Origin of the sequence: Microbacterium sp. 4NA327F11, assembly GCF_005503465.1 — a bacterium.
Taxonomy (GTDB): domain Bacteria; phylum Actinomycetota; class Actinomycetes; order Actinomycetales; family Microbacteriaceae; genus Microbacterium; species Microbacterium ginsengisoli.
Window position 1 is genome coordinate 20,627 of the sequence record NZ_SCOB01000009.1, and the last position, 23,709, is coordinate 44,335.

General features: G+C 70.7%; 23 protein-coding genes and 1 tRNA gene. 12 read left to right on the forward strand and 12 right to left on the reverse strand.

The genetic code is table 11. From position 1 onward, the window contains the following. Positions 1–33 precede the first annotated feature (33 nt). The 4 genes from FFS51_RS07485 to FFS51_RS07500 all read right to left on the reverse strand — a co-directional run bounded on the left by FFS51_RS07485 (position 34) and on the right by FFS51_RS07500 (position 4,497). Positions 34–726 carry a response regulator transcription factor gene (locus FFS51_RS07485; RefSeq protein ID WP_137877959.1) on the reverse strand — a complete coding sequence of 231 codons (693 nt, stop codon included), beginning with the start codon at positions 724–726 and terminating at the stop codon, positions 34–36. Between the two features lie 75 nt (positions 727–801). Next, positions 802–2,454 carry a DNA repair helicase XPB gene (locus FFS51_RS07490; protein ID WP_056210242.1) on the reverse strand — a complete coding sequence of 551 codons (1,653 nt, stop codon included), beginning with the start codon at positions 2,452–2,454 and terminating at the stop codon, positions 802–804. 42 nt (positions 2,455–2,496) lie between these two features. Further along, a complete protein-coding gene (locus FFS51_RS07495; protein ID WP_137877960.1) occupies positions 2,497–4,218 on the reverse strand; it encodes a helicase-associated domain-containing protein in 1,722 nt (573 codons plus the stop codon). Between the two features lie 3 nt (positions 4,219–4,221). Continuing rightward, the gene (locus FFS51_RS07500; protein WP_045246733.1) at positions 4,222–4,497 is read right to left on the reverse strand and encodes a hypothetical protein; all 276 of its coding nucleotides are present in this window, start codon (positions 4,495–4,497) and stop codon (positions 4,222–4,224) included. A 106-nt stretch (positions 4,498–4,603) separates the two neighbouring features. Between FFS51_RS07500 and FFS51_RS07505 the strand changes: the two genes are divergently transcribed. The 3 genes from FFS51_RS07505 to FFS51_RS07515 are packed head-to-tail and all read left to right on the forward strand — an operon-like array spanning position 4,604 to position 6,325. Beyond that, positions 4,604–4,987, forward strand: a complete 384-nt coding sequence (locus FFS51_RS07505) for a cold-shock protein (protein ID WP_045246732.1) — start codon at positions 4,604–4,606, stop codon at positions 4,985–4,987. After that, entirely contained in the window at positions 4,980–5,819 is an 840-nt protein-coding gene (locus FFS51_RS07510; RefSeq protein WP_137877962.1) for a DUF3027 domain-containing protein, read from the forward strand. The genes FFS51_RS07505 and FFS51_RS07510 overlap by 8 nt, the downstream gene beginning before the upstream one ends. A 44-nt stretch (positions 5,820–5,863) precedes the next feature. After that, positions 5,864–6,325 carry an SRPBCC domain-containing protein gene (locus FFS51_RS07515; protein ID WP_137877963.1) on the forward strand — a complete coding sequence of 154 codons (462 nt, stop codon included), beginning with the start codon at positions 5,864–5,866 and terminating at the stop codon, positions 6,323–6,325. Between the two features lie 24 nt (positions 6,326–6,349). Here FFS51_RS07515 and serC read toward each other — a convergent pair whose 3' ends face one another. Further along, entirely contained in the window at positions 6,350–7,462 is a 1,113-nt protein-coding gene (gene serC / locus FFS51_RS07520; protein ID WP_137877964.1) for a phosphoserine transaminase, read from the reverse strand. A 133-nt stretch (positions 7,463–7,595) separates the two neighbouring features. Here serC and FFS51_RS07525 point away from each other — a divergent pair, with 133 nt between their 5' ends. From FFS51_RS07525 to FFS51_RS07535, 3 genes are all read left to right on the forward strand, one after another. Further along, positions 7,596–8,297 (forward strand): iron-dependent transcriptional repressor DtxR, encoded by a 702-nt coding sequence (locus tag FFS51_RS07525; protein WP_045246729.1) that lies wholly within the window; start codon positions 7,596–7,598, stop codon positions 8,295–8,297. 374 nt (positions 8,298–8,671) lie between these two features. After that, a complete protein-coding gene (locus FFS51_RS07530) occupies positions 8,672–9,448 on the forward strand; it encodes a M23 family metallopeptidase (RefSeq protein WP_249352680.1) in 777 nt (258 codons plus the stop codon). A gap of 325 nt (positions 9,449–9,773) precedes the next feature. Further along, the gene (locus tag FFS51_RS07535) at positions 9,774–10,271 is read left to right on the forward strand and encodes an HNH endonuclease (protein ID WP_045246728.1); all 498 of its coding nucleotides are present in this window, start codon (positions 9,774–9,776) and stop codon (positions 10,269–10,271) included. 72 nt (positions 10,272–10,343) lie between these two features. On the opposite strand, the gene FFS51_RS07540 is transcribed toward FFS51_RS07535, so the two are convergent. Continuing rightward, a complete protein-coding gene (locus FFS51_RS07540; RefSeq protein ID WP_045246727.1) occupies positions 10,344–10,877 on the reverse strand; it encodes a MarR family winged helix-turn-helix transcriptional regulator in 534 nt (177 codons plus the stop codon). Between the two features lie 57 nt (positions 10,878–10,934). On the opposite strand from FFS51_RS07540, the gene FFS51_RS07545 reads away from it, so the two are divergent. From FFS51_RS07545 to FFS51_RS07560, 4 genes are all read left to right on the forward strand, one after another. Then, positions 10,935–11,810: a DMT family transporter gene (locus FFS51_RS07545; RefSeq protein WP_249352681.1), complete on the forward strand. Its 876-nt coding sequence runs from the start codon at positions 10,935–10,937 to the stop codon at positions 11,808–11,810. A gap of 124 nt (positions 11,811–11,934) precedes the next feature. Beyond that, entirely contained in the window at positions 11,935–12,666 is a 732-nt protein-coding gene (imuA', locus tag FFS51_RS07550; RefSeq protein ID WP_212742792.1) for a DnaE2-dependent mutagenesis accessory factor ImuA', read from the forward strand. Then, on the forward strand, positions 12,666–14,228 hold the full coding sequence (locus tag FFS51_RS07555; protein WP_137878030.1) for a DNA polymerase Y family protein: 1,563 nt from the start codon (positions 12,666–12,668) through the stop codon (positions 14,226–14,228). The genes imuA' and FFS51_RS07555 overlap by 1 nt, the downstream gene beginning before the upstream one ends. Then, positions 14,228–17,713: an error-prone DNA polymerase gene (locus FFS51_RS07560; protein WP_137877965.1), complete on the forward strand. Its 3,486-nt coding sequence runs from the start codon at positions 14,228–14,230 to the stop codon at positions 17,711–17,713. Before FFS51_RS07555 ends, FFS51_RS07560 begins: the two co-directional genes overlap by 1 nt. A 57-nt stretch (positions 17,714–17,770) precedes the next feature. Here the strand turns inward: FFS51_RS07560 and FFS51_RS07565 are convergent, their stop codons facing one another. Genes FFS51_RS07565 through FFS51_RS07575 form a run of 3 tightly spaced genes read right to left on the reverse strand, consistent with a single transcriptional unit; the run spans position 17,771 to position 19,649 of the window. Beyond that, on the reverse strand, positions 17,771–18,520 hold the full coding sequence (locus FFS51_RS07565) for a hypothetical protein (RefSeq protein ID WP_137877966.1): 750 nt from the start codon (positions 18,518–18,520) through the stop codon (positions 17,771–17,773). Beyond that, positions 18,517–19,005, reverse strand: coding sequence for a DUF6114 domain-containing protein (locus FFS51_RS07570; protein WP_181004989.1), 489 nt, complete (start codon positions 19,003–19,005; stop codon positions 18,517–18,519). The genes FFS51_RS07565 and FFS51_RS07570 overlap by 4 nt, the downstream gene beginning before the upstream one ends. 47 nt (positions 19,006–19,052) lie before the next feature. Continuing rightward, positions 19,053–19,649, reverse strand: a complete 597-nt coding sequence (locus FFS51_RS07575) for a DUF6230 family protein (RefSeq protein WP_045246099.1) — start codon at positions 19,647–19,649, stop codon at positions 19,053–19,055. A gap of 187 nt (positions 19,650–19,836) precedes the next feature. Between FFS51_RS07575 and FFS51_RS07580 the strand changes: the two genes are divergently transcribed. Both FFS51_RS07580 and FFS51_RS07585 read left to right on the forward strand, forming a co-directional pair. Continuing rightward, on the forward strand, positions 19,837–20,463 hold the full coding sequence (locus FFS51_RS07580) for a TetR/AcrR family transcriptional regulator (RefSeq protein ID WP_048809431.1): 627 nt from the start codon (positions 19,837–19,839) through the stop codon (positions 20,461–20,463). A 24-nt stretch (positions 20,464–20,487) separates the two neighbouring features. Beyond that, a tRNA-Arg gene (locus FFS51_RS07585) sits at positions 20,488–20,559 on the forward strand. 533 nt (positions 20,560–21,092) lie between these two features. Here FFS51_RS07585 and FFS51_RS07590 read toward each other — a convergent pair. The 3 genes from FFS51_RS07590 to FFS51_RS14830 form a co-directional block, all read right to left on the reverse strand. Further along, positions 21,093–22,199 (reverse strand): fatty acid desaturase family protein, encoded by a 1,107-nt coding sequence (locus FFS51_RS07590; protein ID WP_137877967.1) that lies wholly within the window; start codon positions 22,197–22,199, stop codon positions 21,093–21,095. A 224-nt stretch (positions 22,200–22,423) separates the two neighbouring features. Next, positions 22,424–22,627: a cold-shock protein gene (locus tag FFS51_RS07595; protein WP_137877968.1), complete on the reverse strand. Its 204-nt coding sequence runs from the start codon at positions 22,625–22,627 to the stop codon at positions 22,424–22,426. A 700-nt stretch (positions 22,628–23,327) separates the two neighbouring features. Continuing rightward, positions 23,328–23,615, reverse strand: coding sequence for a hypothetical protein (locus FFS51_RS14830; RefSeq protein ID WP_137877969.1), 288 nt, complete (start codon positions 23,613–23,615; stop codon positions 23,328–23,330). Between the last annotated feature and the right edge of the window lie 94 nt (positions 23,616–23,709).

Genomic DNA, 23,709 nt, shown 5'->3' on the forward strand with positions numbered 1-23,709 from the left:
CGATCACGCCGCCGCGTGCGCAGCGCGCACCGGTCAGGCCGACTTGCCGGCCTTCAGCATGTAGCCGAAGCCGCGCTTGGTCTGGATGAGCGGCTCGCTGGCGTGCGGGTCGATCTTGCGGCGCAGGTAGGAGATGTAGCTCTCCACGATGCCGGCGTCGCCGTTGAAGTCGTACTCCCACACGTGATCGAGGATCTGGGCCTTCGAGAGCACGCGGTTGGGGTTGAGCATGAGGTAGCGCAGCAGCTTGAACTCGGTGGGGCTGAGCTCGATGGTGGCGTCGCCGACGAACACGTCGTGGGTGTCCTGGTCCATGGTGATCTCGCCGGCGCGGATGACCGACTCCTCGTCGGCCTGCATCGTACGGCGCAGGATCGCCTGGATGCGCGCGACGATCTCGTCGAGAGAGAACGGCTTCGTGACGTAGTCGTCGCCGCCGACGTTGAGGCCGGTGATCTTGTCCTCGGTGTCGTCCTTGGCGGTCAGGAACAGGATGGGGGCCGTGTAGCCGGCCTCGCGCAGGCGCTTGGTGACGCTGAAGCCGTTCATGTCGGGCAGCATCACGTCGAGCACGATGAGGTCGGGCTCCTCTTCGAGGACGGCCGAGATGGTCTGCGCCCCGTTGGCGACGGCCCGGACCTGGAAGCCCGCGAAGTTCAGGCTCGTGACCAGCAGATCGCGGATGTTGGGCTCATCGTCGACGACGAGGATGCTTGCAGCAGTCATGCCCCCATTATGGTGATCTGCGCCCGTGCGGGGGCTGAGACATCCGGAAACACGCCGATGCGCGCCCCGAACGTCTCAGGCCGCGATGCCGTGGGCGTCGAGGATCGTGTAGGCGTAGCCCTGCTCGGCGAGGAAGCGCTGACGGTTCTGGGCGAAGTCCTGGTCGACCGTGTCGCGCGCGATGAGCGTGTAGAAGCTCGCCGTGTGACCGCTGGTCTTCGGGCGCAGCAGGCGGCCGAGCCGTTGGGCCTCCTCCTGGCGGGAGCCGAACGACCCCGACACCTGGATGGCGACGGATGCCTCGGGCAGATCGACCGAGAAGTTGGCGACCTTCGAGACCACGAGGAGCGGGATGCGGCCTTCGCGGAAGTCGGCGTAGAGCCGTTCGCGCTCGTCGACCGGGGTCGCGCCGGTGATCTTCGGGGCGTCGAGCGCCTCGGCGAGGGTGTCGATCTGATCGAGGTACTGACCGATCACGAGGATCTGCTCGCCTACGTGCCGGTCGGCGAGGCGACGCACGACGTCGATCTTGGCGGGCGCGGTCGCCGCGAGACGGTAGCGCTCCTCATCGGCGGCCGCCGCGTACTCGAGCCGGTCGCCTGCCGGAAGGTCGACCCGCACCTCGTAGCAGGCGGCGGGGGAGATGAAGCCCTGCGACTCGATCTCCTTCCACGGCGCGTCGAAGCGCTTGGGGCCGATGAGACTGAAGACGTCGCCCTCACGGCCGTCCTCGCGCACGAGGGTGGCGGTGAGGCCGAGGCGCTTGCGGGCCTGCAGGTCGGCGGTGAGCTTGAAGACCGGGGCCGGCAGCAGGTGCACCTCGTCGTAGACGATGAGGCCCCAGTCGAGCGCATCGAGCAGGGACAGGTGGGCGTACTCGCCCTTCCGCTTCGCGGTGAGGATCTGATAGGTCGCGATCGTGATCGGCTTGACCTCCTTGACCTGCCCGGAGTACTCCCCGATCTCCTCGGCGGTGAGGGTCGTGCGCTTGAGAAGCTCGTCGCGCCACTGCCGGGCGCTGACGGCGTTCGTCACGAGGATGAGGGTCGTGGTCTTGGTCTCGGCCATCGCCGCCGCGCCGACGAGCGTCTTACCCGCGCCGCAGGGGAGCACCACGACGCCCGACCCGCCCTCGGCGAAGGTCGTGACGGCCTTGCGCTGGTAGGGGCGCAGATGCCACGGGCCCTCATCGAGGTCGATGGGATGCGGCGTGCCCGGCGTGTAGCCGGCGCGGTCCTCCGCGGGCCATCCGATCTTCAGCAGCTCCTGCTTGATGTGCCCGCGCGCCCACGCGTCGATCACGTACGTGCCGGCGTCGGGGTGGGAGATCAGCAGCGGCTGGATGCGCTTGTTGCGGGCCACCTCGGTGAGCACCGCGGCATCCGTCGACCGAAGCACCAGGGCGTCCTCGTAGCCGGGCACGTCGTCACGCTCGATCACCAGGCGCCCGTAGCGCTCGACGGTCTCGCGGATGTCGGTGGACACCGACGGCGGAACCGGGAACCGCGACCAGCGGTCGAGGGTCGCGAGCATGTCGGATGCCGCGTGCCCCGCGGCGCGCGCGTTCCACAGCCCGAGGCGGGTGATGCGATAGGTGTGAATGTGCTCGGGTGCGCGTTCCAGCTCGGCGAACACCGCGAGCTCGTGCCGCGCGTCCTCCGCGGCGGGATGCGCCACTTCGAGGAGCACGGTGCGGTCGCTCTGCACGATGAGGGGGCCGTCTGACATAGCCGATCAGTCTACCGCCCGGAGCAGGCGCGGCGGCTGCGTTCAGACGGGGCGGGCGCTGCGGATGCTCGAGACGGGAAGGGTGCGCTCGACGTCGACCGCGCGGTCACGGCCGCGCAGACGACCGCCGCCGAGGCCCGTCGCCTCGATCGTGAACGAGCGCAGGTCGCCATCCGGAAGCTCGACGGCGACCTCGATCGTCGCCCGTGTCTTGACGGCCTGTTCGAGCTCGCGCTCGAGCCACGCGGCATCCGCATTCTCGCTGTGGGCGGCGCGCAGTCGGGCGATGAGGGGCGCGTAGCGCTCGGTCGGCGGGACGGCCGCGACCGGTGCCGGGCTCGCGGTTCGGCGCCGCAGACGTTCGACATCGCCGCCCGCGTCGATCGCGGCGGCAGAGTAGCGGGCGTCGACGAGGGTCCAGAAGACCGCGTCGCGCGAGACGCGGGACACGAGCCGGTCTCCGTCGCGCACGAGGCCGACCGGTCGCACGGCCTGGTCGACGGCGATGGTGGCGAGCATCTGCGGATCGTCGGCGGAGACGACGGTGTGCCCCGACACGGGGTCGATTCCCACCCGCGCCACCGTGCGACGGTCGGCGGCCTCGTCGATCAGGTAGTCAAGCGGCTGCGGGATGCCGGTCAACGAGATGCCGGCGATGAATGCGCGGAGGCTGTCGGCCGTCTCGCCGGCGGCGACGGCGGCACGCAGCGTCTCGGCGCTGAACCGGTAGGTCGAGGCCTGCGCGCGCGTCTCGCGGTGGGCCATGGCGCGCAGGCGCAGCTCGACGGCCGGCACCAGCGTGCCGGGCGCGATCACCGACAGATCGGCTTGCACATAGACCCGGTCGATCTCCGGGGCGAGATGCTGGGCGAGTGCGGCGACGTCGGCGGGAGCGCCGGCGCGCAGCGGCGCGGCCCACGCGGGCTCCGAGCCGTCGGCGGCGATCAGTCCCCATCGGGTGGCCTGCGAGACGAGGGACGCCGCGGCGGCGGGCCAGGCGGTGTCGCGCGGGTAGGCACCCGGCCACACCGTGGATGCCGCGTATCCGCCGTCGGGTGTGCGGATGCCGCGGGGCAGGGCCCGCGCGAACGCCTCCGCCACGCGCCGCCACCGGTCGACGGTGCCGAGCTCGAGCCATTCGGCGCCGTCGGGGGTCGCGAGCCATTCGCGGTCGACGGCCGTGAGGAGACCGGCCGTCGCGCCGAGCGCGACCAGGTCGTCGAGCTCGGCGGCGTCGGTGATCGCGCCCGCCTCGATGAGTCGCTTTCGCTCCGTCGCGGTGACAGCCCCCGTCGCCGTGCGGGCCAAGGGGTTCGACGAGGACCAGACGACGAGGTCGGCGAGGGCGGCTGCGGAGGTCATCGCCTGCTCGGCCGCCGTGCCCGTCGCCAGGGCGCTGCTCGGCGGCGGTGCGTCCGTGAGGGAGAAGGGCGCGGCATCCGTCGCCTCGGCGGCCTTGGCCGCCACGGAGGAGAGCGGGGCGCCGTCGGCGTCGAGAAGGGCCAGCTCCCGCAGGCGCGGTGAGGCGGTGGTCGGCAGCGGGGAGGTGCCCGCCGCGTGGAGGTCGTGCAGTTCGGCACGGGTGAGGGCGGCGAGGGTGCGGGTCACGGCGGCGTCGTCGAGGAGGGTGTCGGCGAGGTCGAAGAAGTCGTCCCAGGACCCCGCGGCAGGCAGCTGCCGGGCGTCGAGCACAACGACCAGCTGGGCATCGGTCAGCTCTGCGAGGGCGCTCGCGAGCGCGCGTTCGTCAGAGGACCGAGGCACGGGTCACTTCCCCCGGTTGGCCCGAGCCCTCCGCACGAACGACATGATGATGACGACCATCATCAGCACGAAGGCGATCGGCAGCCCGATGAGGGGGAGGACCGCGACGACCGGCCATGCGCCCGTCAGGAAATCGGCCTGGTGCATGCCGAGCCACGTGCCGATGATCACGGCGAAGAAGCACAGGATCGACAGCACAAGGATGCCGAGCGACATGAACACGAGGACCCGGTCGATCCTGCGGACGGGGACGTCGTTCCCCTGAGTGCGATTGCTCATCGGCATCAGCCTAATGGGTACGCGTGGCCTAGGCTGAGGGGATGGCGCACCGCGCCAGCACACGTTCCCACCCCGCCCTGCGGGGCCGATTCAGCGAGGTTCTCCCATGCCCACCGGCAAGGTCAGGTTCTACGACGAGGAGAAGGGCTTCGGCTTCATCCAGACCGACGACGGTCAGGACGTCTTCCTCCACGCCACGGCGCTGCCGGCGGGTTCCGCGGCGCCCAAGACCGGCACCCGTGTCGAGTTCGGCGTCGCCGACGGCAAGCGCGGACCGCAGGCGCTGTCGGTGCGTGTGCTCGAAGCTCCCGTGAGCCTCGCCAAGCGCTCGCGCAAGAACGCCGACGACATGGCGGTCATCGTCGAGGACCTCGTGAAGCTGCTCGACGGCATCGGCGCCGATCTGCGTCACGGCCGCTACCCGAGCGGCTCGCACGGCAAGAAGGTCGCCGCCGTGCTGCGCAAGGTCGCGGACGACCTCGATGCCTGACATCGAGGGCGTCGACGATCGGGATGCCCCGATCCCGACCGATGCGGTGGTCGAGCCGACCGGCGCGGCCGAGCCTGAGCCCGCGGGCGAGCCGGAGCTCGCGGCCGAGCCGGATGTCGCGGTCGAGCCGGAGCACAGTGCCGAGCTGGCCGCGGAGCCGGAGGTCGACCCCGATCCCGAACTGCTGAACAGCGTCGAGTTGGCCCGCGCCGCGCTCGCCGAGATCACCCCGGCCGCGAACATCGGCGAGCCTGCGGGATATCGTGCGGAGCCCGGCGGCGTGATCACGCTGCTGTTCACGACGACGCAGCCGGGCTATCCGGGCTGGTTCTGGAACGTGTCCCTCGCCCGCGTCGCCGACGCCGAGCCGACCGTGCTCGAAGTCGAGCTGCTTCCGGGCGATGACGCGCTGCTGGCGCCCGACTGGGTGCCGTGGGCGGTGCGCCTCGCCGAGTACAAGGAGCAGCAGGCGCAGCTCGCCGCGGCATCCGATGCCGACGAGCTGGACGAGGCCGATGACGATGCCGATCTCGACGACGACCTGGATGACGAAGACGACCTCGATGAGGACGCGGACGACGACGATGAGGACGACGACTTCGACGCCGACGAGTCGTTGCTCCACGCCGGCGACGTCGACGGCGTGGACATCGACGAGGACGATCTCGACACCGACGACCTCGAGGGCGACGACGACCTCGCGGGCGACGACGACGCCGACGAGCTCGACGACGACACGGACGACGATCTCGACATCGACGACGCGGATGACGCCGACGACCGGGATGACGACGCCGATGCGGCGACGTCCGCCGACGAGGGCCGCGACTAGAACGAGCTGACCCGCGGCGCGAGCGTCGCGAGTAGCCTGCGAGCATGCGGCGCACCGATCGCGCGAGCCTGCTCGTGCATGTCTCCCCGGCCGAGGCGTTCCGGGCGCTCATCGACCCCGATGCACTGCTCACCTGGCTGCCCCCGGCCGGAATGCGCGGCCGGTTCGAGCGCTTCGATCTGCGCGCCGGCGGCGGCTACCGGCTCGTGCTGACCTACGACGATCCGTCCGGCGCGCCGGGCAAGACGACGGCGGATGCCGACGTGAGCGACGTGCGCATCATCGAGGTCGTGCCCGGCGAGCGGATCGTGCAGGCGGTCACCTTCGTCGGAGACGACACGGGGATCGCCGGCGTCATGACCATGGAATGGTGCGTTCGGGACACTCCCGAGGGCGCCGAGGTCACGATCGAGGCGCGCGACGTGCCGCCCGGCATCCGCGCGCGCGACCACGCGACGGGGATCACCTCGTCGCTGGCCAACCTCGCCGCCCACCTCGAACCCTGACGTGCCGTCGGGGCACGCCCCGGATCAGAGGTGCTCGAGCGTGTAGTCGATGCTGCGGATCAACTGGCGCACGTCGTCCGGCTCGATCGAGACGAACGTCGCGATGCGCAGCTGGTTGCGGCCGAGCTTGCGGTAGGGCTCGGTGTCGACGATGCCGTTGTGGCGCAGGCTGTCGGAGATCGCCGCGGCATCCACCCCCTCGACGAAGTCGATCGTCGCCACCACCGGCGAGCGGTCGGCGGGGTTCACGACGAACGGGGTTGCGACCTCGGATGCCTCGGCCCAGTCGTAGAGCGCCTGCGACGACTCGTGGGTGCGGGCGTCGGCCCACTGCAGCCCGCCGTTCTCGAGGATCCACTCCAGCTGGGAGTCCAGCAGCAGCAGGGTCGAGACCGCGGGGGTGTTGAGCGTCTGCTGCAGGCGAGAGTTGTCGAGTGCGTTCTTCAGGCTCAGGAACTCCGGGATGTAGCGGCCCGAGGCGGCGATCCGCTCGATGCGCTCGATCGCGGCGGGCGAGACTGCCGCGTACCAGAGCCCACCGTCGGAGCCGAGGTTCTTCTGCGGCGCGAAGTAGTAGACGTCTGCTTCGGCGACGGAGAAGTCAATGCCGCCCGCGGCGCTCGTCGCGTCGATGACGGTGAGCGCGCCCTCGTCGCCGTGCACACGACGGATCTCTGTGGCCACGCCGGTGGAGGTCTCATTGTGCGGCCACGCGTAGACGTCGACGCCCGTGACCGCCTCGGCGACGAGCGACGTTCCGGGCTCCGCCTTGCGCACATCGGGCGCCTCGAGCCACGGTGCCGCGGCGGCGCTCGCGAACTTGCCGCCGAACTCGCCGAACACGAGGTTCTGCGCCCGGCGCTCGATCAGACCGAATGCCGCGGCATCCCAGAAGGCGGTCGATCCGCCGTTGCCGAGGATGATCTCGTAGCCGGCGGGCAGGCGCAGCAGCTCCGCAAGGCGGGCGCGCGTGCTGCCGACGAGGTTCTTCACCGGCGACTTGCGGTGCGAGGTGCCGAGGATGCTCGCACCGGGGCCCACGAGGTGCTCGAGCTGGGCGGCGCGGATCTTCGACGGCCCGCAGCCGAAGCGTCCGTCGGTGGGCAGGATCTCGCGGGGCAGCACGACATGGGGCATGACACCGATCCTAAAGGCGCGACGGATGCCGCGACGCCCCCATGACGCACGCGATCGCCCCGCCGCGCGGCCCGGTGTCGGCGGGGATTGGATAGGGTTTCCTCATTCCCTTCTTGCGCCCCGAGGACTCCGCATGACCGATCTCATCGACACCACCGAGATGTATCTGCGCACGATCCTCGAGCTCGAGGAGGAGAACATCATCCCGCTGCGTGCCCGCATCTCGGAGCGGCTCGGGCACTCCGGCCCCACGGTCTCGCAGACGGTCGGGCGCATGGAGCGCGACGGCCTCGTCGTCGTCGCCGACGACAGGTCGCTCGAGCTCACCGGCGCGGGGCGCCAGAAGGCCGTCGACGTGATGCGCAAGCACCGTCTCGCCGAGCGCCTCCTCTCCGACGTGATCGGCCTCGACTGGGCCTATGTGCACGAAGAGGCCTGCCGCTGGGAGCACGTGATGAGCGAGCAGGTCGAGCGTCGACTGGTGCAGCTGCTCGGTCACCCCACCGAGTCGCCCTACGGCAACCCGATCCCCGGCCTCGATCAGCTCGGCGACAGCCCGGCGACCACGTTCGAGCAGGGTGTGGTCGGACTCGTGCGCCGCCTCGGCGACAGCGACGAGCCCGTCACCGGCACCGTGCGCCGACTCGCCGAGCCCGCCCAGGTCGACCCCGAGCTGCTGCAGCAGTTGCGCGGCGCGGGCGTCGTGCCCGGAGCATCCGGCACCTATCGCTACAGCGAGGGCTACGTGCTCGTGCAGATGGACGGCTCCGACGAGGGGCTGGAGCTGCCGATCGAGGTCGCCGCGCACATCTTCCTCGTCGACGACCGCGCCTGATCGTCGGCGCCCGGGGGCGCCGACGCCGCGGGTCGGGATGCCGCGGCATCCGCACGCGCCGTCAGATCGACGTGACATGTTCGTTACCGTCGGGTAGCCTGTCACAGTCCACAGGCGACAATCCCGCCGACGGACCCGGAGTGAATCGCCCCATCGGCTCGTCCTTCCCTCCGCGACCCGCACCACGTGCCCGAAACACACAGTGCCGACGAGCCGGGCGCACGCCGCCAGGGGCGCCGGAGGATTGAGTGACCGACAACGACATTTCGCCTACCCCCGAGAGCGGTGAGACCGCGAGGGCCCCCGCCACGAGGCGCAGCACCCGAGAGGGCGCACGTCTTGCCGCAGAGGCGGCCAAGGGAAAGGTGAAGCAGGTGGCGAGCGCCGTGCGCCCCACTTCCAGCGCTCCCCGCCGCAAGGGCGCGGCCGGCCCCGTGCGCAGCGTCGTCATCCTGACGATGGTCGGCGGTCTGGTCGCGACCGTCGCCCTCCCCGCCTACGGCGCGTTCTCCTCGGGCGATGGAACCCAGACCGTGCAGCAGCTCGCCGCCGAGAACGCCCAGTCGCTCGTGATCGCCTCGGATGCCTCGCAGTCGAGCATCACGCGTGACAGCTACTCGGCCACGACCGCCGATGAGCTCGCGAAGAAGAAGGCCGCCGAGGCGGCCGCTGCCCGCGCGAAGTCGGCGAGCGTCGTCAGCCGCGTCGCGTCGGTCAACCTGAGCCTCGTCGCCCCCGGCAGCGGGATCGTGCGCTGGCCGGTCGACATGGCGGGCACCAGGGTCGGCGACGGCTTCCTCTCGCGCGGCGGCACCCACATGGGCGTCGACCTGCTCAACGCCCAGGGCACCCCGATCTTCGCCGCCGCCGCCGGAACCGTGCGCGTCGCGGCCGCGGGCAACTACTACTACGGCTACGGACACGCGATCGTCATCGACAGCGTGATCAACGGCCAGCAGGTCAGCACCCTCTACGGCCACCTCGAGGACGGCGGCGTGCTCGTGCAGCCCGGCCAGCAGGTGCAGGTGGGACAGATCATCGGCCTCATGGGCTCCACCGGGCAGTCGACCGCCAACCACCTCCACTTCGAGGTGAAGATCAACGGCAACTACGTCGACCCGTACGCCTGGCTGCAGCAGAACGCGGGCTGAGCGAGGCATCCGCTCTCTCGTTCCCCGACACGCAACCTCGTGTTCAGGGCCGTTGTGCGCCCGGGCGTGTCGTGGTGGGTTATTCTCTGACTCGACGCCGAGAGAGATTCGGAGGAAGCCGATGGGCTGCATACCTCGCATCCGCACCACGGACGCGCTCGGTCTGCTCGTCCTTCGGCATCATGTGAGCGGATGCCACGGGGTCGCCGTGCGTCCAAGGCGCTGTCTGTGAGACAGCGCCTTTTTTCATGCCCTGAAGACTCTCCCTCGCGTCACGAATCGAATATCCGCGAAGCCGTCCCGGCGATTCGAGAGGACACGAGATATGCGCACCCTGGTGCTGAACGCCGGCTATGAGCCATTGGCCGTGGTCTCCTTCAAACGAGCCCTCGTGCTCGTGATGAACGAGAAGGCCACGGTCGTCGAACGCGTCGAAGGAGACCCCGTCGTGGGGCTGCGCGGCGCGTGCGACAGACCCGCCGTGATCATCCTGAGCCGCTATGTGCGCGTGCCCGGCGCGCGCCGCGTGCCGGTCACCCGCCGAGGCGTGCTGCGTCGCGACGGCAACCGCTGCGCCTACTGCGGGAAGGCGGCGTCGACGATCGATCACGTGCAGCCGCGGTCGCGCGGGGGCAAGGACACGTGGGAGAACCTCGTGGCCTGCTGCCTGCGGTGCAACAACGTGAAGGGCGACCGCACGCCGCAGGAGATGGCGTGGACGCTGCGCATGGAGCCGGGCGCCCCGCGCGGCGCGCAGTGGACCGTGCGCGGCACCGAGCGGGCCGATCCGCGGTGGGAGCCGTACCTGGCGCTCGCCGCGTAGCCCCGCACGGGCGGGTGCGGCCACCGGGGGTGGCCGCGTCGTCCCGCGCGCTCGGGTCAGCGAGCGTTCGGGTCAGCGTGCCGGGGGAGCGCCCGGGGTGGTCGGATCGTCGCCGCCGAGCGCGGCGAGCCAGTGCGTGAGGGCGGACTCGAGGGCCGCGGCATCCGTGTCGCTCAGCAGCTGCACGAGGCGGCGCTCGTTGTGCATGTGGTCGGTGAAGGCGGCGTCGATGAGGGCGACGCCCGCAGGGGTCAGGCGCACGAGGCGGCGGCGGGCGTCGGCGGCGGAGCCGGTGCGGGCGACGAGGCCGCGCTGCACGAGCCGGTCGACGCGCTTAGTGAGTCCGCCGGTGGTGACCATGGTGTGGGCGGCGAGCTCTCCGGCGGGCAGCTCGTAGGGGGCGCCGATGCGGCGCAGGCTCGCGAGCAGGTCGAACTCGGCCTCGGTGAGGCTGTGGGCGGCGTAGACCGGCACGAGCTCGGCGGTGAGGGCGAGCGCGAGGCGATGCAGGCGTCCGATGACTCCCTGTGGCGACGGGTCGAGATCGGGTCGCTCGCGCCGCCAGTCGGCCTGGATCTGCGCGACGCGGTCGGGGGCGGCATCCATGACGCGACTTTATCTTCCATGGAAGGGGAACGTCGAGATCGCGGTAGATTATCTTCCGTGGAAGATAAAAGATGGCGCTGGATCCTCCTGACCGCGATCGCGCCCATCGCCTGGGGGAGCACCTACGTCGTCACCCGGCATCTGCTGCCGCCCGACATCCCGCTCTGGGGCGGGGTGATCCGATGCCTCCCCGCCGGCCTCGTCGTGCTCGCGTTCGTGCGAGTGCTGCCGCGCGGCTCGTGGTGGTGGCGTTCGCTCGTGCTCGGCACCCTGACCGTCGGCGGCCTGAACGTGCTCGTCTACATCGTCGGCCAACGGCTCCCCTCGAGCCTCGCTGCGACCCTGATGTCGACGTCGGCCGCCTTCATGATCCTGCTGTCGTGGATGCTGCGGGGCCAGCGCCCCCGGGTGATCGCCGTCATCGGCGCCCTCGTCGGCATCGTCGGCGTCGTGATCATGCTCGGGCCGGGCGGCGGCCCGGTCGACCCCTGGGGTGTGGTCGCCTCGATCGGGGCGATGCTCTCGTCAACCCTCGGATTCGTGCTGACCGCGAAATGGGGCGCGGGGGTGCCGCCGGTCACGATGACCGCCTGGCAGCTCGTGGCGGGATCCATCGTCGTGCTGCCGTTCGCGATCCTCGTCGAGGGGGCGCCGCCGGTGCTCGACCCGCCCGCCATCGCGGGCTTCGCCTACGTCATCGTGGTGGCCACCGTGCTCGCGTACGCCGCCTGGTTCACGGGGCTCGCCCGCCTGCCCGGCAGCGTCGTCGGGGTCGTGGGACTGCTCAACCCGGTGACCGGGGTCGTGCTCGGCGTGGCGCTCGCCGGCGAGGCCTTCGGCCTCGCGCAGATCGCCGGTCTCGTGCTCGTGCTGGGCGGGGTCGTGATGGGGTCGCTCCCGCCGAGACGCCGTCGTGTCCCGGCTCTGACGTAGGGTCGAGCCGCCCACTTCGGGGTCTCCTCGGGGCGCGACGTGGTGGGGCGAGCGGATGTCGTTGGTCGCTCATATCTTCGAAAACGACGTTGAAGGAATGGAACATACGTTCTAATCTGTCGGAGTGAAGGTCATCGTGCGAGAAGACGCCGCCGCCGAGGTGCTGCGGCTCCGCGCGCAACTCGACCGCATGCAGGGTCGCTCGCTCGACGCCCCGATCCTGCCCACGCATTCCGCCCTCGCCGGGCTCCTGCCCGGCGGCGGACTCCGTGCCGGCGCAGCCTATGCGCTCGGCCCCTCCACCTCACTCCTGCTCTCCCTGCTGGCCGCGCCCTCGCAGACAGGGTCATGGTGCGCGGTGGTGGGGGTTCCCGAATTGGGGGCGGAGGCGGCATCCGACCTCGGCGTCGACCTGTCGCGACTCGTGCTCGTGCCCGATCCGGGGCCCCGCTGGCTCGCCGTCGCGGCCACCCTCGCCGACGTGCTGCCGGTCGTCGCGGTGCGTCCTATCGGGAGGGTGTCCGACGCCGACGCGTCGCGGTTCGGCGCCCGGCTGCGCGAACGCAACGCGGTGCTGCTCGTGCAGGGGGTGTGGCCGCAGGCCGCGGCATCCATCGGTCTCGAATCCCCCGAGTGGAGCGGGCTCGGTGCCGGTGACGGCTATCTGCGCTCGCGTGCGCTCACCGTGTCGGTGCAGACCCGGCAGGCGGGCGTGCCGCGGCGGGCGCGGCTGTTGCTGCCCGACCCCGCCGGCGCGCTCGCCGGCATCGCGCCCGAACGGGCGGTGGCCGCACCCGACGGGGTGGTCGCAGAGCGGGAGCCGGCGGCGGTGCCGCTGCTGCGGGCGGTGGGATGATGGCGGCCCCCGCGCGCAGCCTCGTCCTGTGGGTCCCCGACTGGCCCGTCGCCGCGCTCGCCCGCGAGGAGGGCACTCCGCCCGGGGAGGAAGGGGCCGTCGCGATCGTCGCCGGCAACCTCGTCGTCGCCTGCTCGGCGGCGGCCCGCGCCGACGGGGTGCGTCGGGGGATGAAACGGCGCGACGCCCAGGCGCGGTGCCCCGCGCTGCGGGTGGTCGCCGCCGACGACGCCCGCGACAACCGGCTGTTCCTGCCCCTCGTGAGCCGCGTCGAGCAGCTCGCCCCCGGAGTGCAGATCGTGCGGGCGGGGCTGTGCGCGCTGCGCGCCCGGGGCCCCGCACGCTACTACGAGGGCGAGGAACGGGCCGCGCAGGTGCTGCGCGCGGCCCTCGGTGAGGCGGGCGTCGCCGACGTGCGCGCCGGGGTCGCCGACGGTCCCTTCACCGCTGAGCGGGCGGCCCGCGCGGCGACCACGGCGCGCGACCCGGTGCGGGTGGTCGCCGCCGGGGCCGCCGCCGCCTTCCTCGCCCCGCTGCCCGCGACGGTGCTCGCCGACGCCGCCGACACGGGCGCCGAGATCGTGCACCTGCTCGCACGCCTCGGGGTGCACACGCTCGGAGAGTTCGCCGCGCTCGAGGTCGAGCGGGTCGCGGCACGCCTCGGTCCCGTCGGCGAGAGGCTGCACGCGCTCGCCGCCGGGCTCGACTCCCGGGTCGTGCAGCCGCGCACACCGCCCGCCGAGCTGCACGCCGAGATCGCCTTCGACCCGCCGCTCGAGATCGCCGAGCAGGTCGGCTTCGCGCTGCGCCGCACCGCCGACGCGTTCATCGCCCGCCTCGACGACCAGCGTCTCGTCTGCACCGAGCTGCGGGTCGCGCTCACCGGCGACCGCGGCGAGCACGGCGAGCGGGTGTGGCTGCACCCGGGGTCGTTCGACGCCGCGGCGGTCATCGACCGGGTGCGCTGGCAGCTCGCCGAAGACGACGCCCTCGCGAGCGGGGTCGCGCTCGTGCGGCTCGAGCCCGCCGCCGTCGAACAGGCCTCCCACCATGCGCCGCGCCTCGCCGGGTTCGGCTCGGGTCCCGACGAACGGGTGCACCACGCGCTCTCGCGCGTGCAGGCCATGCTCGGCCACCGCGGCGTGCTCACCCCGACGCTCGGCGGCGGGCGCTGGCTCGCCGAGCGCGAGGTGCTCGTGCCGTGGGGCGACCGGGTGGTGCTCGCCCGTGAACGGGGGCGCCCCTGGCCGGGGTCGCTGCCCTCGCCGCTGCCGGCGACGGTCTATCGTCCCGAGCGGGCGGCGGCCGTCGTCGACGTCGACGGTGAGACGGTCGGCGTCGACGAGCGCGGCATCCTCTCCGCCGTTCCCCACCAGCTCACGGTCGAGGGGCGCCGACTCGGAGTGACGTCGTGGGCGGGGCCGTGGCCGGTGATCGAACGCGAATGGGATGCCGCACGCCGCCGCATCGCGCACCGGTTCCAGATCGTCGACGCCCGCCAGAGCGCGTGGCTGCTGGTGTGCGAGGCGGGGGTCTGGTCGGTCGAGGGGCGGTACGACTGATGGGCTGGCACAACCCGGCCGTGCCATGGTCGGAGCTCGAGCGGGCGCTGAGCGACCGGCGGCGCCCCCGCGGCACCCCGCCCGGCGCCGACGGCGGTGACAGCCCGGCCTGGTCGCACAAGCGCGGACCCTACGTCGCCCCGCCGATCGAGCGGCCTGAGACGGTCGTGCCCTACGCCGAGCTGCACGCGCACTCCTCCTACTCCTTCCTCGACGGCGCCTCATCGCCCGAGGAGCTCGTCGAGGAGGCGGAGCGGCTGGGGCTGCACGCGCTGGCGATCACCGACCACGACGGCTTCTACGGCATCGTGCGGTTCGCCGAGGCCGCCGAGCAGCGCAGCGTGCGCACCGTGTTCGGGGCCGAGCTGTCGCTCGAGCTCACCGCGGTGCAGAACGGTCGCGCCGACCCCGAGGGCACCCACCTGCTGGTGCTCGCGCGCGGACAGGAGGGCTACCACCGGCTCGCCGCCGCCCTCACCCATGGTCAGCTCATCGGGGCCGAGAAGGGCAAGCCCGTCTACGACCTGCCGACCCTGGCCGAGCAGGCGGACGGCGCCTGGACGATTCTGACCGGATGCCGCAAGGGCGCCGTGCGCTCCGCACTCGCCGCGGGCGGTGCGCGGGCGGCGGCCGACGCCCTCGACGCGCTGGTCGACCTGTTCGGCGCCGACCAGGTCGTCGTCGAGCTGCTCGACCAGGGCGGGGTGCGCGACAGCGCCGACAACGACCTGCTCGCCGCGCTCGCCGCCGACCGGTCGCTCGCGACGGTCGCGACCGGCAACGTGCACTACGCCGACCCTCGCACCCGCACCCTCGCGGCCGCCGTCGCGGCGGTGCGGGCGAATCGCAGCATGGACGAGCTCGACGGCTGGCTGCCGGCGCACGGCGGCGCGTTCCTGCGGTCGGGCGCCGAGATGGCGACCCGGTTCGCCCGGTACCCCGGTGCGGTCGCCCGCTCGGTCGTGCTCGCCGACGAGCTGGCGTTCCCGCTGCGTCGCGCGAAGCCGGCGCTGCCGAAGCTGCCGGTGCCGCCCGGGCACACCCCCATGTCGTGGCTGCGGCAGCTGGTGTGGGATGCGGTGCCCGTCATCTATCCCCGGCTCGGCGACGACGACCGCCGCCGCATCGAGAACGAGCTGGCGGTCATCGAGCGGAAGGACTTCCCGGGCTACTTCCTCATCGTGCACGGCATTGTGCAGGAGGCGCGTCGCCGCGGCATCCTCTGCCAGGGTCGCGGCTCCGCGGCCAACAGCGCCGTCTGCTATCTGCTCGGCATCACCGCCGTCGACGCGATCTTCTACCGGCTGCCGTTCGAACGGTTCCTGTCGAGCCTGCGCGACGAGGAGCCCGACATCGACGTCGACTTCGACTCCGATCGGCGCGAGGAGATCATCCAGTGGGTCTACTCCACCTACGGGCGTCACAACGCCGCCCAGGTCGCGAACGTCATCCAGTACCGGCCGAAGAACGCGGTGCGCGACATGGCCCGCGCCCTCGGCTACTCGCCGGGGCAGCAGGACGCCTGGTCGAAGCAGGTCGAGCGGTGGGGTGCGTCGCTCGACAGTGGGGAGGGGCACGACATCCCCGATCAGGTCATCGAGTACGCCTCGGCGCTGCTGAAGGCGCCGCGCCATCTCGGCATCCACTCGGGCGGCATGGTGCTCACCGACCGTCCGGTGGGCGAGGTCGTGCCGATCGAGCATGCGCGGATGCCGGGGCGCACCGTCATCCAGTGGGACAAGGACGACGCCGCGTGGATGGGGCTCGTCAAGTTCGACCTGCTGGGGCTCGGCATGCTCGCGGCCCTGCAGTACTGCTTCGATCTGATCCGCGCCTCGACGGGGGAGGAGTGGACGCTCGCGACCCTGCCGAAAGAAGAGGCGGCGGTCTACGACATGCTGTGCCGGGCCGACTCGATCGGAGTGTTCCAGGTGGAGTCGCGGGCGCAGATGGGGCTGCTCCCGCGGCTGCAGCCGCGCTCGTTCTACGACCTCGTCGTCGAGATCGCGCTCATCCGGCCGGGGCCGATCCAGGGCGGGGCGGTGCATCCGTTCGTGCGCCGCAAGCTGGGCCGCGAGAAAGTGACCTACCCGCACCCGAAGCTCGAGCCGGTGCTCGCGCGCACGCTCGGGATCCCGATCTTCCAGGAGCAGCTCATGCAGATGGCCATGGCCGTCGGCGGGCTCACCGGCGAGGACGCCGACCTCATGCGGCGGGCGATGGGGTCGAAGCGGGGTCTCGAGCGCATCGACTCGCTGCGGGAGAAGCTCTACGCCGGCATGGCCGAGCACGGGCTCGTGGGCGACGATGCCGATGCGATCTACGCGAAGATCCAGGCGTTCGCGAACTTCGGGTTCGCCGAGTCGCACTCGCTGTCGTTCGGGCTGCTGGTCTACGCCAGCTCGTGGATCAAGCTGCACTACCCGGGGGCGTTCCTCGCCGGGCTGCTGCGCGCCCAGCCGATGGGGTTCTACTCGCCTGCGACCCTCACCGCCGACGCCCGGCGTCATGGCGTCGAGGTGCGTAAGCCCGACCTGCAGCTCTCGGGCGTCGAGGCAGGGCTCGAGCCGCTCGCCGGGGCGGATGCCTCGCCCCCGGGTGACACCGGGGCGGATGCCGCGCCCCGCCCCGCACCCGCCGACGATCGCGTGCCCGCCGCACCGGCCGCGCGTCCCGCGCCGACCGGGCGCCCCGTGTGCGCCCACCGCGACCAGCCGCCGGTGGCGCCCTTCGACCCGGCGGCCCCCGATGAGAGCGCCGCCCACCGTCGCGACGGCGGGTTCGCGGTGCGGCTCGGGCTCGCGGCGATCCGCGGGATCGGCGCCGACGTCGCCGGGCGCATCGTGGCCGCCCGCGACGCCGGGGGGCTGTTCCGCGACATGCGCGACCTGGTGCGCCGCACGAGCATCACCGAGGCGCAGGTCGAGGCACTCGCCACCGCCGACGTGTTCGCCTGCTTCGGGATGTCGCGGCGCGACGCCCTGTGGAGTGCGGGCGCCGCCGCGCAGGATCGCCCCGAGTACCTGCCCGACTCGATCGTCGCCGTGCAGCCGCCGCTGTTCTCCGACCCGTCGAGCTACGAGACGCTCGCCGCCGACCTGTGGGCGACGGGCATCTCGACCGACGACCACCCGATGACCCACTACCGTTCCGGACTCGACGCGCGCGGAGTGCTCACCTCCGCCGAGCTGCGCACCCACGAAGACGGTCGCCGGGTCGAGGTGGCGGGGCTCGTGACCCACCGGCAGCGTCCCGCGACAGCGTCGGGGGTGACCTTCCTCAACCTCGAGGACGAGCACGGCCTCGTCAACGTCATCTGCTCGGTCGGCGTCTGGAACCGTCACCGCACGCTCGCGCGCGACGCTCCCGCCCTCATCGTGCGGGGCATGCTCGAACGGTCGCCCGAGGGCGTCGCGAACATTCTCGCCGACCGTTTCGAAGACCTGAGAGTCGGCGTCGAGCATCGGTCCCGCGACTTCCGGTGACACCACGAGGGGGCGGATGCCGCGGCATCCGCCCCCTCGCGTCCCTCCCGGGGCGACTCAGCCGTCGGTCAACGACTGGTGGGTGTTGGGGTAGGTGATGTTGTGCGCCGTGGCGCCCAGCAGACCGAACGTCACCCGCAGCAGCGAGGCGATGCCGTCGGCCGGGGGCGGCGTGTCCTGCCCGATCGTGATGGCCTGACCCGTCGGCAGCACGGCCGTCAGTGAGCTCAGGTAGACCTGGGCGTCGCCGCTGAGCGTCATGCTGTCGGCGGTGGTCGCGAGCGACGGGCCGGTGAACTGGCGCACCGTGAGCGAAAAGCCCTGCACCGTCACCGAGTCGGCGCTGATGCGGATGGCCGGCTCGAGCGTGCCGTCGACCGTGCGCACCGTGACGAGTGCGATGCCCTTGAGCCCCGTGAACGAGAGACCCTGCGCGCCCAGCTGCGCCGGGTACTTCGTGAGGGTCGGTGCGCCCTGGTCGTAGATCGCCTGTCCCCATGACGCGTTGGTCTGCGTCGGGGTGGTGGGTGTGCCCGGGGAGGTCGGCGTCGTCGGTGAGGTGGATCCGCCGCCGAGACCCGGCAGTGACGGCAGACCCGGCAGCAAGCTACCCGAGGTCTGCGACGGCGACGGGGTCGGCGTCGGCGTCGGCGTCGGCGTCGGCGTCGGCGTGCTGCAGTTCATCAGCAGTGGGATGCACAGGCCGGTCGGGGCCTCGGGGGAGCGGGCGGCACCGACGGTCGCGGCGCCGACCACGAGGCATCCGACCACCGCGGCGGCCGCGATGGCAAGGCGATGGCGGATCATGATGGGCTCGCCGCCGTGATCTCGTCGATCGTCAGATCGGCGGTGGCGCCGTCCGCATCGCCCTCCTCCGCCGCAGCCTCCTCGGAGTGACGGGCGGCCCGCTTCGCCTCGCGGCGGCGCAGGCGACGCTCACCGTCGGCGGGCACCCATGACACGGCGATCACGCCACCGACGGTGGAGACCACCATCCCGATGATGAAGCCGCCGAGGTTGACGCCGACGAGTGAGTAGATCGAGATCGCCAGAGCGATCACACCGTAGAAGATGCGATGCATGGGCATCGCGACGATCAGCACGCCCAACAGCACCAGGGCGACCGGGATGATGGTCGCCTGCAGCCCCGAGAAGCCGAGCTGCACCTGGATGTTGCCGAGGTCGAGCTGACCGGAGAAGAACATCTCCACGCCGCCGACAGCGATGAGGATCGCGCCGACGAGGGGTCGCCGGCGGGACCAGGCGGCGAAGCGGGCACGTCGAGTGGACATGGCAGCAGCCTCCGATCGGGTTCGAGGAACGGTGGTCATGGGGCTGCTCAGAAGCAGCCCTTCGACCCGTCGGTGATCTGCACGTGCATGTTGGCGAGGTTGAAGACGCCCGCCTGGGTGCTCCACGCGATCTGCTGCAGGTTCTTGATCGTGATGGTGTCGGCGTCCTGGGCGAACTCGCCCGCCGTGCCCTTCGCGTTCGTGTTCACCTGCGAGGCGTCGACGCCGATGCGGATGTTGCCGAACGACGAGTCGCCCTTGAGGTCGGTCATGCCGATCTGCAGGTCGGTCGCGGTGGCAGGGGTGCCCTCGCCGCCGGCGGTGACCAGCAGGCCCACCTTGCCGAGCGGGGTGTCGGTGATGACGGCCTGGCAGAGCGCCGTGAGCGACGCCGACTTGATGTTGGCGATCGCGACGCTGTGCTGGCCGCCCTTCGCGTCGGTGGCGACGCCCGAGTACTGGGAGAAGCCAGTGCCGGCGAGCTCGGTGGCGGAGATCTGGAACGAGCTGCCCGAGACCGAGAACGAGACGGGCACCTGTCCCTGGGCGACGCCGCCGGCGAGCACCGAGGTGACGACGGCGACCGGGACGGCGACGATGGCGATACGTCCTGCGCGCGAGCGCGCGATGTTGCGGAACTTCATTGTGTCCTCCGGGGGGTGAGGTGCAGCGTCATTGCTGCGGGGTGCAGCGGCTGTGCTGCGGGTGGTTCTGACACGATGATAGACACCATTGACTAATTGTCAATAAGGTGGACGCGTTGGTGAGAAAGTCCTCACAGTCCGGGTGCGACGCCGATGCCACGCCCGGAGGAGGGGAGGTGTCGACAGTATGGTCATAGCCATGGTCGGGGTGCGTCGTACGCGGTTGACGCCCGAGGAGCGACGGGAGCAGCTCACCGCCCTCGGTGTGGCATTCCTCGCCACGCGCCCCCTCGACGAGCTGACCATCGAGGTGCTCTCGGAGCAGGCCGGCGTCTCCCGCGGCCTCGTCTTCCACTACTTCGGCTCGAAGCAGGGCCTGCACCGCGACGTCGTCACCCTCGCCCGCGACGGCATGCTGCACGCGACCACCCCGCGCCGCGACCTCGCCCCGCGGGAGCGCCTGCACGACACCCTCACCCGCATCGTCATGTTCGTGCGCGAGCACAGCGGCGTCTTCGCCTCCCTGGTGCGCGGGTCGTCGAGCCGCGACGCCGAGGCGAGCCGGGTGGTCGACGAAGCCCGCGATGCGCAGGCCGCCCGCCTGCTGGAGGTCTACGGCGAGCTCGGCTATCGCGACACCCGGATGCTGCGGGTCGCCCTCCACTCCTGGGTCGTGTTCGCCCAGGAAGTGCTCCTCGACCTCGCCCTCGGCACCGGCACCCCGGTCGAGCAGATCGTGGCGTTCCTGGAGCAGAGCGTGGAAGGCGTCGTCGCGGCCGCACAGGGGGCCGCGGCATCCGAATCCGGCGGGTGAGGCGCCGCTAGACTCGGAGGGCCAGCCTCTGTAGCTCAATGGAAGAGCAGTTCCGTCCTAAGGAAACGGTTGGGGGTTCGAGTCCCTCCAGGGGCACTGAGTCGACACGTTGAGAGGGTTGCTGCAATCCGAATCCACGCCATTGAGCGCTTCGGCTGCGCTCATCATGTCGGACGCCTCACTGAGTGGACTCGCTGGCGACCGACTCGTTCGCGGTGGCGGTCCACGTGAACACCACGACTGCGACGGCCACGACCACTGATGCGCCGATGAACCGCGCCATGTGAGGCAACCGCTAGCCCCAATCCGATACCAGGCCCGACGCGTAGCGATCTGCCGGGATTCGTTTAGGCGGAGCAGGGCGACGTCCGGAAGCCGGTCGGGCGCCACTCTCCCTTTTTGACGGGTCCCGTGGTGTACCTGTGTCGGCTCGCATGTTGGGGGTCTACTGTCGGATGATGACATTGAATAGGGAACCGGCCACCTCGGAGTGGGACTCGGCGCGAGCGGCGCATTGGCACGGTTCTCCGTCGTCGCCGGAGACGGCGACCAGGGATGTGGAGCAGCGGGCCCGGTCGGAGAAGCCCACGCACATCGCTTCGCAGGCTCCCGCAGCCTGACCTTCGCGTCTAGACGGGCCGGTACTGGGCTGTGAGGGGGCAGTCGAACGGGTCGCGTGCGGCGAGCCCGACCCGGTTCAGGTAGGCGATCACGATGCCGTATGACCGCCACAACGTCGTCTCCGCGTAGGGGACATTGAGACGGTCGCACTGGTCACGGACGATCTCACGCGCCTTGGCGAGGTGGGGCCGGGACATGCTGGGGAACAGGTGGTGCTCGATCTGGTAGTTCAGTCCGCCCATGAGCCAGGTCGCCCACCAGCCTCCGCCGATGTTCCGTGAGGTGCGGACCTGCTTGCTGAAGAAGTCCAGTTTCGCGTTGGGGGCGATGACGGGCATCCCCTTATGGTTGGGTGCGAACGCTGCTCCCATGTAGATGCCGAAGATCGCGAGCTGCACGCCGAGGAACGCGAACGCCATCCCCACGGGCAGGAACACGAACACGGGAACGACGAACACGGCGAACCGGGCGGCGAGCAGACTCAATTCGAGCCAGCGCTCTTTGACCGTCTCGCGGCCGAGCAAGTGGCGGAATGCGAGGTAGTGGAGGTTCAGCCCTTCCAGTGTGAGTAGCGGGAAGAACAACCAGCCCTGCCGGCGGGTGATGAAACGGCGGATGCCTCGCGCGGAGGCGGCGTCGACGTCGAGGAACGAGATCGTGTCGATCTCGATGTCGGGGTCTTTGCCGACACGGTTCGGGTTCGCGTGGTGGCGGGTGTGCTTGTTTGACCACCACGAGTAGCTCATCCCGACCACACCGTTGCCCAGGACCCGCGCCAAACGGTCGTTCGCCGGACCGGAGGAGAGGATCTGCCGGTGCGCGGCCTCATGCGACAGGAACGCGACCTGGGTGAACAGGATCCCGAGCGCGCCGGCCATCAGCAGCTGGAACCAGCTGTCTCCGAGCAGGATGAAGCCGGTCACCACGCCACCAAAGCCGAGGGCGAGAGCAGCCGCCACGGTGAGGTAGAACCACGGGGAACGGCGCATCAGCCCGGTCTCTCGGACGACTTGTGCGACTTCTGTGTATGCGCGGGTCAACGGCGGGAACTCCGTCGTCCCCGCGTAGGTCTGCCGGATGGGTCCGAGCCGCGGCTCCAGAGCGGTGGAAGAGATGAGAACACCTGGTTTCGATCGTGACCGCTTCGGGCCTGGCTAAGCCAAGGGCGGGTGCCGATCGCTCCTCACAGGCTACGCCAGTGCGCATGGCAGCACCGGAATGCATCGAGACCTCCCAGGCGCTGGACAGGCAACATGCTTCTCGGGTTCGCTCGGGCGTCGTGTGGAACGTCTCGCGCTCGTGCGACCGGCTCGATGCCCCGGGCGCGAGACCTGCGGGCTCAGAGCGCGCGGATGTTCGCTGCCTGCATGCCCTTGGGCCCGCGCTCCGCGTCGAACTCGACCTTCTGATCCTCACGGAGATCCTTGAACCCCCCGCCTGTGATCGCGCTGAAGTGCGCGAACAGGTCGGCGGAGCCGTCATCTGGGGCGATGAAGCCGTAGCCCTTCTCGGAGTTGAACCATTTCACGGTGCCAGTGGCCATCGTGTTCTTCCTTCTTGTGCGGGGGCCGTGTGAGCGACCGGGTGTGCCGTTCCGGCGTGCGCGGAACGGACGCGTGGGGCGCGACCGGGGCCGAGGGGCTGCGAGAACCTTTGGCTGGATGGTCGTTCCCTGAGAGTGCTCGACATGCGTGGCCACCGTCGCGAGAGCGATGCGCCGGGCTGGATGCAGGCCGAGGTCCTCTCCGAGAGCGCCGAAAGCCTCGAAGCCGTCCGGTGTCGCAGCGACGAAGCCGGCGTACTCTCCGGCGTCGGTGGCGACGTGCACGTCGTCCGCGGCTTGACGCCAGACGATGCGATGGTCGGGGGCAGATGTGTGGGGGTGCATGTCGATCTAGGGGGGGCGCGTGACTGCATGAGACGCAAAAGAAGCGCGAGCGGAGGAGTAACGTCACCGAGTCGGCGGGGCGTCAGAGGTTCTGCTTCTCCACATCGAGGCGGAACTGGCGGGACGCAAGAGGAGCCGTGACTCGGCTCGAGGCAGGCTACCACGCCGCGCTCATTGATCTCTCGTCCCGTTCATTTCCAGACCTCGGCTTCCCGCGAATAGGACTTCGCGTGCATGCTTCTCGGCAGTCGAGATCGATCCACGTATCAATCCGGACGGTTTGGTTGCGGGCCTTGATCGGCCGTGTATGCGGATCGCGAGGGGGTACGAAGACGAAGCGGACGAAGAGACTCCGTTAGTGATTCCGCCTCCCGTCCCGTACATCGACACCCGCTTCGAGGAGAGCCTTCTTGATCGTCTTGTCACTGAACCCGATCTTCAGCCGGATCTGCCGGATCGACTCACCCTCCTCGTACAGTCGCGATGCTTCACGCACATGGTTGGGGGAGAGGCCGGTCGGGCGACGTTCTATGCCCATTCGGTTCAGCCGATGATGCACGGTCCACTCTGTGGTGCCAACCTCGCGGGCGATCTGCACTGGACGCATCCCGGCCACGTAGAGCCGAGCAATCTCCTCGTTCACGGCCTTCGTGAGCCGTCTCGGTCCGCGAGCAGACGTCGTCGTCGGGTCCCGAGAAACATGCTCTGACCGGGCTTTCTTGATCAGATTGTGTATC

What these genes read in the sequence shown, in the direction of transcription:
- FFS51_RS07595 (WP_137877968.1), bottom strand. Translation starts at nt 22,627, where the DNA reads ATGGCCACTGGCACCGTGAAATGGTTCAACTCCGAGAAGGGCTACGGC.
- FFS51_RS07490 (WP_056210242.1), bottom strand. Translation starts at nt 2,454, where the DNA reads ATGTCAGACGGCCCCCTCATCGTGCAGAGCGACCGCACCGTGCTCCTC.
- FFS51_RS07535 (WP_045246728.1), top strand. Translation starts at nt 9,774, where the DNA reads ATGCGCACCCTGGTGCTGAACGCCGGCTATGAGCCATTGGCCGTGGTC.
- FFS51_RS07570 (WP_181004989.1), bottom strand. Translation starts at nt 19,005, where the DNA reads ATGTCCACTCGACGTGCCCGCTTCGCCGCCTGGTCCCGCCGGCGACCC.
- FFS51_RS07575 (WP_045246099.1), bottom strand. Translation starts at nt 19,649, where the DNA reads ATGAAGTTCCGCAACATCGCGCGCTCGCGCGCAGGACGTATCGCCATC.
- FFS51_RS07565 (WP_137877966.1), bottom strand. Translation starts at nt 18,520, where the DNA reads ATGATCCGCCATCGCCTTGCCATCGCGGCCGCCGCGGTGGTCGGATGC.
- FFS51_RS07560 (WP_137877965.1), top strand. Translation starts at nt 14,228, where the DNA reads ATGGGCTGGCACAACCCGGCCGTGCCATGGTCGGAGCTCGAGCGGGCG.
- FFS51_RS07555 (WP_137878030.1), top strand. Translation starts at nt 12,666, where the DNA reads ATGGCGGCCCCCGCGCGCAGCCTCGTCCTGTGGGTCCCCGACTGGCCC.
- FFS51_RS07580 (WP_048809431.1), top strand. Translation starts at nt 19,837, where the DNA reads ATGGTCATAGCCATGGTCGGGGTGCGTCGTACGCGGTTGACGCCCGAG.
- FFS51_RS07505 (WP_045246732.1), top strand. Translation starts at nt 4,604, where the DNA reads ATGCCCACCGGCAAGGTCAGGTTCTACGACGAGGAGAAGGGCTTCGGC.
- FFS51_RS07500 (WP_045246733.1), bottom strand. Translation starts at nt 4,497, where the DNA reads ATGAGCAATCGCACTCAGGGGAACGACGTCCCCGTCCGCAGGATCGAC.
- FFS51_RS07540 (WP_045246727.1), bottom strand. Translation starts at nt 10,877, where the DNA reads ATGGATGCCGCCCCCGACCGCGTCGCGCAGATCCAGGCCGACTGGCGG.
- FFS51_RS07485 (WP_137877959.1), bottom strand. Translation starts at nt 726, where the DNA reads ATGACTGCTGCAAGCATCCTCGTCGTCGACGATGAGCCCAACATCCGC.
- FFS51_RS07510 (WP_137877962.1), top strand. Translation starts at nt 4,980, where the DNA reads ATGCCTGACATCGAGGGCGTCGACGATCGGGATGCCCCGATCCCGACC.
- FFS51_RS07525 (WP_045246729.1), top strand. Translation starts at nt 7,596, where the DNA reads ATGACCGATCTCATCGACACCACCGAGATGTATCTGCGCACGATCCTC.
- serC (WP_137877964.1), bottom strand. Translation starts at nt 7,462, where the DNA reads ATGCCCCATGTCGTGCTGCCCCGCGAGATCCTGCCCACCGACGGACGC.
- FFS51_RS07515 (WP_137877963.1), top strand. Translation starts at nt 5,864, where the DNA reads ATGCGGCGCACCGATCGCGCGAGCCTGCTCGTGCATGTCTCCCCGGCC.